The 10,345-nt window shown below is 55.2% G+C and carries 9 protein-coding genes and 1 pseudogene; all 10 read right to left on the reverse strand.

The window, feature by feature from the left end; all coding sequences use genetic code 11:
• Positions 1-401: 401 nt before the first annotated feature.
• A pseudogene (rpsU, locus tag M0R70_16465) lies at positions 402-569 on the reverse strand (30S ribosomal protein S21).
• Positions 560-886, reverse strand: a complete 327-nt coding sequence (locus M0R70_16470; GenBank protein ID MCK9420952.1) for an RNA-binding protein — start codon at positions 884-886, stop codon at positions 560-562. Before M0R70_16470 ends, rpsU begins: the two are co-directional and overlap by 10 nt.
• 476 nt (positions 887-1,362) lie before the next feature.
• Positions 1,363-2,130 (reverse strand): ABC transporter permease, encoded by a 768-nt coding sequence (locus tag M0R70_16475; protein ID MCK9420953.1) that lies wholly within the window; start codon positions 2,128-2,130, stop codon positions 1,363-1,365.
• Positions 2,127-3,110: an ATP-binding cassette domain-containing protein gene (locus M0R70_16480; GenBank protein ID MCK9420954.1), complete on the reverse strand. Its 984-nt coding sequence runs from the start codon at positions 3,108-3,110 to the stop codon at positions 2,127-2,129. Before M0R70_16480 ends, M0R70_16475 begins: the two co-directional genes overlap by 4 nt.
• Before the next feature lie 132 nt (positions 3,111-3,242).
• On the reverse strand, positions 3,243-4,853 hold the full coding sequence (locus M0R70_16485; protein ID MCK9420955.1) for a peptide-binding protein: 1,611 nt from the start codon (positions 4,851-4,853) through the stop codon (positions 3,243-3,245).
• A 150-nt stretch (positions 4,854-5,003) separates the two neighbouring features.
• Positions 5,004-5,333 (reverse strand): preprotein translocase subunit SecG, encoded by a 330-nt coding sequence (gene secG, locus M0R70_16490; GenBank protein MCK9420956.1) that lies wholly within the window; start codon positions 5,331-5,333, stop codon positions 5,004-5,006.
• 120 nt (positions 5,334-5,453) lie between these two features.
• On the reverse strand, positions 5,454-6,215 hold the full coding sequence (gene tpiA, locus M0R70_16495; protein ID MCK9420957.1) for a triose-phosphate isomerase: 762 nt from the start codon (positions 6,213-6,215) through the stop codon (positions 5,454-5,456).
• Between the two features lie 112 nt (positions 6,216-6,327).
• A complete protein-coding gene (locus M0R70_16500; protein ID MCK9420958.1) occupies positions 6,328-7,521 on the reverse strand; it encodes a phosphoglycerate kinase in 1,194 nt (397 codons plus the stop codon).
• A gap of 152 nt (positions 7,522-7,673) precedes the next feature.
• Complete coding sequence (gene gap, locus M0R70_16505; protein ID MCK9420959.1) at positions 7,674-8,681, reverse strand: type I glyceraldehyde-3-phosphate dehydrogenase; 1,008 nt, start codon at positions 8,679-8,681, stop codon at positions 7,674-7,676.
• 114 nt (positions 8,682-8,795) lie between these two features.
• Positions 8,796-10,121, reverse strand: coding sequence for a DUF1015 domain-containing protein (locus M0R70_16510; protein MCK9420960.1), 1,326 nt, complete (start codon positions 10,119-10,121; stop codon positions 8,796-8,798).
• Positions 10,122-10,345: the final 224 nt, after the last annotated feature.

Consider the following 10,345-nt stretch of genomic DNA (forward strand, 5'->3'; position numbering starts at 1 on the left):
TTACCCTTCGACCCTTCGGCAAGCTCAGGGCTCAGGGCGAACGGAGCGTGTATTGAATTTATTCGTATTTATCCGTTCGTGGTGAGCCTGTCGAACCACAAAAAGACTTTTTCAACAGCCTGCTAAGGGATCATTTCTACTTGCTCTCCGTTTTTTTTACTTCCTTCTTTGCACCTTGCGGTGAAGCTGCCGCGCCGCGTCAGGATGAAAGGTACGAACTGAGACGCGCCTCGATGAGGGCGGGCCGGACAAAAAACCAGCCCGCTGCTCTCCCGAGAGCTATACCCCTTTTCGGCCGCTGCGTTCCCTCAGTTTCAGACGTGGCTGCTCGCTGCAGCGGATGACTGCGACGGCCGTCCCGGCCTCGGCCCCGAACCGGATGGCCTCGCGCGCTTAAGGAGCTTCCTCCTTCGCTTCTCCGCCTCCAGCTGCTTCATCTTCTTTTTCACCGAGGGCTTTTCGTAATGGCGCCGCTTCTTCAGTTCCCCGAAGAGCCCGTCCATCTGGAGTTTCTTCTTCAAGTCCCGCAGGGCCTTTTCAATGTTCTGGGACTGGACCCTTATCTCCACGATCTGCCTCCTCCGCCGCCGTGTCCGCCGCGATCACTCCTGCCGCCGCCTCCGGACCCCGAGCGCTCAGTCTTCGGCTTGGCCTCGTTCACCGTGATCGTTCGCTCCATGAATGACGTGCCGTTCATGGAAGTGATCGCCTTGGCCGCGTCCTCGTCAGACGCCATCTCCACGAAACCAAATCCCTTGGACCTGCCGTTCGTCTGATCGACGATCAGCGTGGCGGACAGCACCTCGCCGATCTTTGAGAACGCCTCCCGCAAATCCTCCTCGTGGGTGTTATACGACAAATTCCCGACATACAGTTTCTTCGCCATGTTGCCTCCTTGTATAATTTTATGTTCGCGCTGACGGTCGTTGCCGCACAGCGCGTTACGTCTTCGTCGCGGTCACGCCGCGTCTCCGAAGAGAGAGGCGCGGACTCGCGTGGGTGATTACAAAACCGCATCATTCGCCAACCAGGCATGCTGTCGCTTTTTTTCGTAAGAAAAGGGTGAGAGCAGGAGGAGTCAGTAGTCGATGATGAGACGCGGACGACATCCCGTTCCAAAGCGAAAGGCCTTGTTCCATTAATGGTGTGCAGGGACATTATACCGATTTTACCGTCGTTTGCAAGGATTTTCCGAAAACCGCTGGAACCAGATCCCACCCGCATGGGATTAGGGTTATAACTATCAGACTTTAGGATGCCCCCCAAAAGGGGATATCTCGGTAGCGAACAAAAATGGTCAAGACAATCAAGCCTCTACGCTGCCTATTAGCCCGCAATGGCAGGTCGAATATCCGAACCTTGCTATTCCTTTCTTCTGAACGACAGCGCCGCAAGAGTAAGCATGGCAATCGATATTGCTGTTACGACGAAGAGGTCAAGTGAGAGAGAGAATTCGGGTCCAAGAGGCGGTGTGCCGTTTCTGAGCAGGACATGTTTGAACGCGTCGATACCATACGTAAGAGGATTGATCAGGGTAAGATGCCGAAGCGCGGAAGGCATGGAGGTGACCGGGTACATGGCGCCGGACAGGAATAGCATCGGCATGACGAGGAAGTTCATGATGATATTGAACCCGTCAAATGACGTGAGCCGTACTGCGATCAGGATCCCCAGCGAGGTGACGCAGAACGAGACGAGCAGAGCCACGGCAACAACCTCGATGAACTGCATGACCGTGATGTGGATGCCGAGGAACGGAATGAGGACCAGGATGATGATCGCCTGGGCCACGGATATCAAGGTGCCTGAGATGGTCTTGCCGATGACGATCGAGAGGCGCGAGATGGGCGCGACGAGCATCTCCTTCATGAACCCGAACTCGCGGTCCCACACGATCGAAATGGACGAGAAGATGGACGAGAACAGGATAGTCATGCCGATCATACCGGGAAAGATGAACTGGAGATAGGAAAACCCGGCCTGGGGCCTGATGAGCGAGCCCATGCCGTTCCCGACCACGAAAAGCCAGAGCACCGGCCGTGCGAGCGTGCCGAGGAGACGGCTCTTCTCGCGGAAGAACTTTATGAATTCCCGCAGGCAGATGACGTACACGGGCCGCCACTGGATCATCGCTGCGCCCTCCGGTGGCTGCGCACGAACTCGCGCGTGACTTCCTTGTCATCCGCAAGACCTTCATCCCTGATTATCCTGCCGGTAAGCTTCAGGAACACGTCGTTCAGCGTCGGTTTCTTGAGACTGACGGACACGGTCGGCATGGGAAGGGAACGAAGCAGCTTCGGTATGAACTCGTCCCCTTTCTCTGTTTCGAACACCAATCCGCCATTCTCCTCGCGTGCGGTGATGGCAAAGACCTTCCGGATTTCCTCGATGGCCGAACTGTTATCAGTAGTCATGAGATGGATGACGTCGCCATGCACCATTGCCTTGAGCCGGGCCGGGGTGTCAAGCGCGATGATCTTTCCGTGGTCGATGATGGCGATACGGTCGCAGTTCTCCGCCTCTTCCATATAATGGGTGGTCATGAACACGGTGATCTTTTCTTTTTTCCTTAGAGCGTTGATGAAGTCCCAGATGGTATTCCGCGTCTGCGGGTCGAGCCCGAGGGTCGGCTCATCCAGGAACAACACACGGGGATAGTGAAGAAGCCCGCGCGCTATCTCAAGCCTGCGCTTCATGCCTCCGGAGAAGTTTTTGATAAGATCGTGCTTTCTGCTCTGAAGCTCCACGACGTCGAGCATCTCGTCGATCCGCTTCTCCGTGAGCTTGCGGTCAAGGTTGTAGAGGTAGGCATGAAACTTCAGGTTTTCGTAGGCGGTCAAGCCTACATCAAGCGTTGTATCCTGAAAGATGAGACCAATGGATGTCCGCACTCCGTCGGAGTTTTTTTCGCAGTCATAGCCTGCGATCTCAGCTGTTCCGGATGAGGAAGAAAGCAGCGTGCAGAGGATGTTGATGGTCGTGGTCTTTCCCGCGCCGTTCGGGCCGAGGAAACCAAAGACCTCGCCTTCATTGACCGAGAACGAGATTCCGTCGACGGCAGTGAGGGATTTGAACTGCTTGGTAAGATTTTGGACGTTGATAATAGTCATAATGAAAGGGTCAGGGTACTGGGTTCAGGGTCTAGGGTTCAGAGTTGAAAATCTCAATCACACGACTCCGCACTCCGAACTTCACATTCCCCACTCCGAACTCCCCACTCCGCACTCCGCACTGTTGTAAATCTACCATTCCATCCGGTTCTGCGGCACATACCACTCGCGGAAGTTGTAGAAGATGCCGAGCGGTTCGGGAACAATGCCTTTGAACCGCTTATGCACGATCGGCGTTGCATCGGGCACATAGAGAAACGCATAGGGCTGTTCCTCGGCCAGGATCTCATGAATGCGGTAATAGATCTTCTTGCGCTTTTCAACATCAAAGATGCGGCGGCCCTCCACGAGCAAACGGTCTACCTCGGCGTTCTTATAGCTGATGAAGTTGTATTCACCCTTTTTGGTCTTGCTCGAATGCCAGATATCGTAGAGGTCCGGGTCGCGGCTCATGCTCCAGCCGAGGATCATGGCGTCGAAGGACCGCTTGTCGATCTGCTCAAGGAACGCCTGCCATTCCATCACGCGGATATTGAGATCGATGCCGACCGACTTCAGGTTCTGCTGGATGATCTCCGCGGTGCGGATGCGCTCACTGTTTCCCTGGTTCGTCATGACCGTAAAACGGAAGGGTCTGCCATCTTTCTCGAGAATGCCGTCGCTGTTAGCATCCTTCCATCCGGCTTCGGCGAGCATCCGGCGCGCCCGCTCAGGATTATAGTTATAGCTCCGGGCGTTCGGGTTATAGGCCCAGGAAACATGCGCGTACGGACCGGTGCACGGCCTGCCGATGCCGAGGACGATGCCGTCGATGATGCCCTGGCGGTCAATGGCGTACGAGAGCGCCTGCCTTACATGAATATCCTTGAACAAGGCACTGGTGAGATTGTATCCCATATAGGTGAAGGCATTGGCGGGATACCGGAACTTGACATAATTCTCCTTGATCCTGCGGGTTTCGCTCTTCCGCAGATACTGAAGCGGATTCAGCCCCATCATGTCCACACCACCGAAGAGCAGCTCCTGGAACATCGTGGAGCTGTCGGGGATGACACGGAAGATGAACTGGTCTATCTTCGGTCTGCCCTCAAAGTAATCGTCATTCGCCTCGAGTACGATCTTCTGCCCGGCAATCCATTCCTTGAACCGGTACGGCCCGGTGCCGACAGGTTTGCGGTTGAAGGGGTCGGAGTTGATGTCCTTGCCCGCGAGGAGGTGCTTCGGCAGTATGCCCATGCTCCAGCTCTCGAGCGCGGGAGAAAACGGCTCCTTGTACGTCACCCGGAATGTGTACTTGTCCACGACCTCGGCTTTCAAAACATCCATGTACGAACTGCTGTAGGGCGTGGCCACCTTCGGGTCGATGAGCCTTTGATACGTGAAGAGGCAGTCCTCGGCCGTGAACTCCACACCGTCGTGCCACCTCACTCCTTTGCGGAGGAAGAAGGTGATGGTCTTTCCTCTGTTCGTGATGTCCCATCGTTCCGCGAGGTCGCCGATAAGCCTGATGTCCTTGTCGTACTTCACGAGACCGTTGAAGAGCTGGTCGTTGATCGTGCCGGATGCGCCGTCATTCGCGATGACCGGATTCAGCCTCCGCGCGTCGCCGATGGAGCTCTCGACAAAGGTGTTCGGATTCCGTTCGACCTTCTGACCGCAGGCGGAAAGAAATAATACGATGATAAGAACGAAAAAGCGTAACCACAGAGAACACAGGGTAAGTCGTGAGGAAGCTGAAAACAATTTCTTGTTTTCGTTTAGTGTCCTCTGTGTTCCCTGTGGTGAAGAAAGATTCTTTTTTTCTGTTATCTTGGTTGTCATGGCGAAAACAAAAAGAAAGGGTAGGCAAGGCCTACCCCGTGATATGCGCATCAGTCAAAAATCCAGGTGCGGCTATTTTGCCGGAGCCGGCTCAGCTGGTACAGGCGATGTGAGCGGCGTTGCCGGCGAAGTCTGCGTCGGCTGCTTCACGCCTTCCATGATCGAGCTCCTCGTTTTGGCCGTGGTAAACGCCAGGGTGAGCGAGGTGATCATGAAAATAATCGCCGCTCCAGTGGTGAGCTTGGACAGGAAGCTCTGAGCGCCCCGGGGGCCGAAGACGGTATTGGAAGCGCCGCCGAAGGCCGCGCCGATGTCAGCGCCTTTCCCTTTCTGCACAAGAACCATGGAGATCAAAATGACCGAGACAAGAACATGGAGCGAAACTAAAAATACTCGTAACATTACTACCTCCTTAAAATATCACTTCCGCAAAGACTGCGGAAGCTGGCTAACAGGCTTGCAAGCCGGTCAGCCGGCAAGCTGGAACGCCTCCCTTCGGCGTTCCCTGTGGTTACACAATCGTCATTTAAAATTCACCAGCGCCGCGAACGACTCCGGTTTCAGGCTTGCCCCGCCTACGAGCGCGCCGTCGATGTCCGGCTTGGCCATGAGCGTTGATACGTTCTCGGGCGTCACGCTGCCACCGTACTGGATGCGGAGCGCGCCGGAGACATCAACATTGTACATCGATTGAATCTTCTGCCGGATGAAGGCATGGATCTCGTTCGCCTGGTCCGGAGTCGCGGTCTTGCCGGTGCCGATGGCCCAGACCGGTTCGTAGGCAATAACGATCTTCTGCATCTCGGCCGCGGCCACGCCCTTGAGCGCGCCGACCACCTGGCGTTCGATCACCTCGTTGGCCTTGCCGGCCTCACGCTCGCTCAGGAGCTCTCCCGCGCAGACAATAGGCAACAGCCCCTTGTTCAGGGCCTGCCGGACCTTCTTGTTCACCGTCTCGTCCGTCTCGCCAAAATACTGCCGGCGTTCACTGTGGCCTATAATAACATACTTACAGCCTAAATCCAACAGCATTTCTGCGGAAATCTCGCCGGTAAACGCCCCCTTTTCCTCCCAGAACAGGTTCTGGGCAGAGAGTGACATGTTCGTTCCCTTGATGGTTTCGGCCACAACCGGGATCGACGTGAACGGCGGGGCAAGCACGATGTCCCGGTCCTTGACGCCGGACACGAGCGGAATGAGCTTGCTTGCGAGATCACGCGCCTCGGTCGAGGTCTTGTTCATCTTCCAGTTGCCCGCGATAATCGGTTTTCGTTTTGGATTCATAAGATACCCCTTTTTATGAGTAACCACGGATTAACACAGATGGACACAGAAGCTGACGATCTTAATGGATATGATCCGTGTTTATCCGTGTTCATCCATGGTAAAAAAATCCTTATTCCTTATCGTCCGTCAAGGCCGCAAGACCCGGCAGTACCTTGCCTTCCAGCAACTCGAGCGATGCGCCGCCGCCGGTGGAAATGAACGAGATGCTGTCGGACACGCCTGCCTTGTGCACTGCCACATCCGTATCACCGCCGCCCACGATCGTGGTCGCGTACGCGTCAGCAACCGAGCGCGCGATCGCGAAGGTCCCGCGTGAGTAGGCGTCCTTTTCGAACATGCCCATGGGACCGTTCCAGATGATGGTCTTGGCATCCTGGATCGCCTCTGCGAAGAGCCGGGTCGTTGCCGGGCCGATGTCGAGACCGATCCATCCCTTGGGGATCTCCTGGGACGTTACGATCTTCGTCGCTGCCCCGTCTTCCATGCTCTCTGCGACAACAAAATCCACCGGCAAATAGAATTTGACGCCCTTGTCACGAACGCCTTTTCTGAGGCGCTGTGCCATCTCGAGCATGTCCTCTTCCACCAGGGAGTTGCCCACCTCCTGGCCCCGTGCCTTGCTGAAGGTAAATGCCATGGCGCCGCCTACGATGATCTTGTCCGCCTTGTTCTGGAAATTTTCAATCACCCCGATCTTTCCCGAGACCTTTGCGCCTCCGAGGATGACCACGAAAGGCCGCACAGGATTGGCAACGGTCTTCTGAAGATAATCGATCTCCTTCTTCATGAGAAAACCAGCCACCGACTGCTTTACGAACCTGGTTATGCCGTAGGTGGAGGCATGGGCGCGGTGTGCGGTGCCGAAGGCATCGTTCACATAGACATCGGTGAACGCGGCGAGGGCCTTGGAGAATCCCTCGTCGTTCTTCTCTTCCTCGGGATGGAACCGGAGGTTTTCAAGCAGCAGCACGTCGCCGGGCCGCATGCCCTGGACCAGATGCTCCACATCAGGGCCGATGCAGTCCTTGGCGAATTTCACCTCTTTATTCAGAAGCCGGTTCAGCCGCAGGGCGACCGGCGCAAGGCTGTATTTGGCGTCTGGCTTGCCCTTGGGCCGTCCGAGGTGCGACGCGAGGATCACCTTGGCGCCCGCGTCGAGCGCGTAGTTGATCGTTGGAAGCGTGGAGCGGATCCTGGTGTCGTCGTTGATATTGCCGTTCTCGTCAAGCGGCACGTTGAAGTCCGCGCGGATGAAGACACGCTTGCCCTTCAGATCGACCTTCTCGATGGTTTTCTTATCCATGGTCACCTTTGGTGAAAATTTCAAATCCCAAAACACAAATCCCAAATAATACTCAAATTCAAAATATCAATGTTCGAAATGTTTAAAATTTGATGCTTGATGCTTGGAGCTTATTTGTTATTTGATGCTTGTCATTTGAAATTTATTGTTTATTAGAGTCCCTTCTTCGCCACCAGGATAGCCAGATCACGCAGCCGGTTCGAATAGCCCCATTCGTTGTCGTACCAGGAGATCACCTTCACCATGGTGCCTTCCATGACGGTTGTGAGCGCTGCGTCAATAATGGAAGAATGTGGGTTGCCCTTGAAATCGATGGAGACGAGGGGCGCTTCTTCGAACTGGAGAATGCCTTTAAGCTTTCCGTCGGCTGCGGCCTTGAGCGCGGCATTCACTTCTTCCTTGGTGGTCTTCTTCGAGACCTCGAACACCACGTCCACGACCGACACATTCGGCGTGGGCACGCGGAGCGACATGCCGTCGAGCTTTCCCTTCAGCTCCGGCAGCACGAGGGACACTGCCTTGGCTGCGCCCGTCGAGGTCGGGATGATGGACATGCACGCGGCGCGGGCCCTGCGGAGGTCCTTGTGCGGCAGGTCGAGAAGATTCTGGTCATTGGTGTAGGAGTGGATCGTGTTCATAAGGCCGTGCACGATGCCGAAGTTCTCATGGATCACCTTGGTGAATGGCGCGAGGCAGTTCGTGGTACAGGAGGCGTTCGAGATGATGTGGTGCGCCTTGGGATCGTACGTGTGCTCGTTTACGCCTATCACGAAAGTCGCGTCCGGGTCCTTGGCAGGAGCGGAGATCAGGACCTTTTTGGCGCCTGCGGTGATATGCTTGCCGGCGTTCACCTTGTCCAGAAACAGGCCGGTGCACTCCAGAGCGATGTCGACCTTGAGGTCCTTCCAGGGAAGCTCAGCGGGATCCCTCTTTGCCAGCACGGCGATCTCTTTGCCGTCCACTATGATCTTGCCGTCGCCTGCCTTGACGTCATGCTTGAATTCGCCGAAGGTGGAGTCCCATTTCAGCAGGTGCGCAAGCGTCTTTGTGTCCGTAAGGTCGTTTATCGCGACGATCTCGATGTCCTTGTTGTTCTGCGATGCGCGGAACACGTTCCTGCCGATACGTCCAAATCCGTTGATTGCAACTCTTACCGCCATGGTAGCCTCCTTGAGGATCAAATTAAGAACCACAATAGCCAGGGGCCAGGGTACAGGGGCCGGGAAAACCGATCTTCGGCATTTCCTGACCCCAGACCCCTGGGACCCCGGACCCTATTCAATCTTATGCATCACCAGCCCCGTCAGAAGCTTGGGATAAAAGTACGTGGCCTTCTGGGGCATGCGCTCGCCCGTGGTTGCCACCTCCTTCACCTCCTGCACCTTCGTGGGGTTCATGAAAAAAATGATCTCGGCGGCATTATCGTGCGCCCGTTTGTCCGCCTCTTCAGCATCCTTGATATATTCTATATTGAGACCCATCTTGTGGGTCTCCATCTTGATCCCGAGCAGCTTGTCAATGATCAGATGGTGCAGGATCGAGACGTCGAGCCTCCGGTATGCCGGCGACTTGGCCGGCAGCAGAACATCCATGTCAGCTTCGTTCCGCAGGGTCAGCAAATAGTAGCTATGCTCTCCCGTTATCCGCATTCCGAACACGTGTGCATGGTCCGCGCGGTGCGCCATGGTCTCCAGGACCGTCAGCAGATCCTTGGACTCGGACCTCTTGTTAAAATCTATGCGCTCGATATCGAAGTACTTGTTCAGGTCATCCTCGAACTTCTGAGCGTTGAAGTCCGTAAGGTTGAAGAGTGCCCGATGCGCCGGAAGAATGGTAAGCCCCGGATCTTCCAGCCGTGCCAGGAACATGGCGACATAGTTGAAGCCTTCCTCGCCCGTGAACGAGCCCGCTGCCTTTCGTCGTTCATTTCTATAATTCAGGGCAGTGTCGTATCGGTGATGGCCGTCGGCAATGAAAATGTGCTTGTCCGCCAGCTCGCGGACGATCGCATCAATATCGTTTTTATCGATCAAAGACCAGATGCGGTGGGTCACCCCGTCGCTGTGCTTCACTTCCATCTCTGGTTTGCGTGTGACCTTCGCGAGGATGCCTGCTACGTTCCCCGGGGGATCTGAAAAAAGCGAGAATATCTGGCTGAAGGTCGCCTTGCAAGAGCGCAGCAGGTTCAGCCGGTCGGTCTTGGGTCCCGAGAGTGTTGTCTCGTGGGGCTTCACAATGCCCGAATCGTAATCCTCGATCCTGACCAGGCAGATAATGCCGCGCAGCCTTTTGGCGTCCTTGCCGGCCTTGTACTCCATTTCGTAAATAGAAAAGGCCGGTTCTCCGCCTTCTTGCAGGACCGCTGACCGGGACCAGTCTTTCAGAACAGCGGCTGCCCGGGTGTACCGGTTGTCTTCGTCGCCATCGGCAGGGCTCGTCAGGCCGTATTCGAGCCGAATCACGTTGTAGGGACTTTTTCGGTAAAGTTCCTGTTGTTCAGCCGGGGAAATGACGTCATAAGGCGGACAGACGAGAGTGTCGATCGCGCCAGCCTTGCCCTGATTATAGATGATCCCCCGGAAAGGGGCAATTTTCGCCATCGAGTACGTCCTTGCCGGATAATTCCAGATGAAAATATATCTTAAAAGACTTCTTTTATATCACACCGTCTGTTTTAATGTCAATACATTTTGCTGGACTGTCAAGCCAAAATAGAAATGTCCTATTGTTACCAAAATAGAAATGTCCGGTTTTAGGGAACAGTGATTGGCTGTTCCTGGTTTCTTCGTTTTAGTTTCAGATACTTTCTCCAAGGATGATTCGC

It is taken from the genome of Nitrospirota bacterium, assembly GCA_023229435.1.
In the GTDB taxonomy this organism is placed as follows: Bacteria; Nitrospirota; UBA9217; order UBA9217; family UBA9217; genus JALNZF01.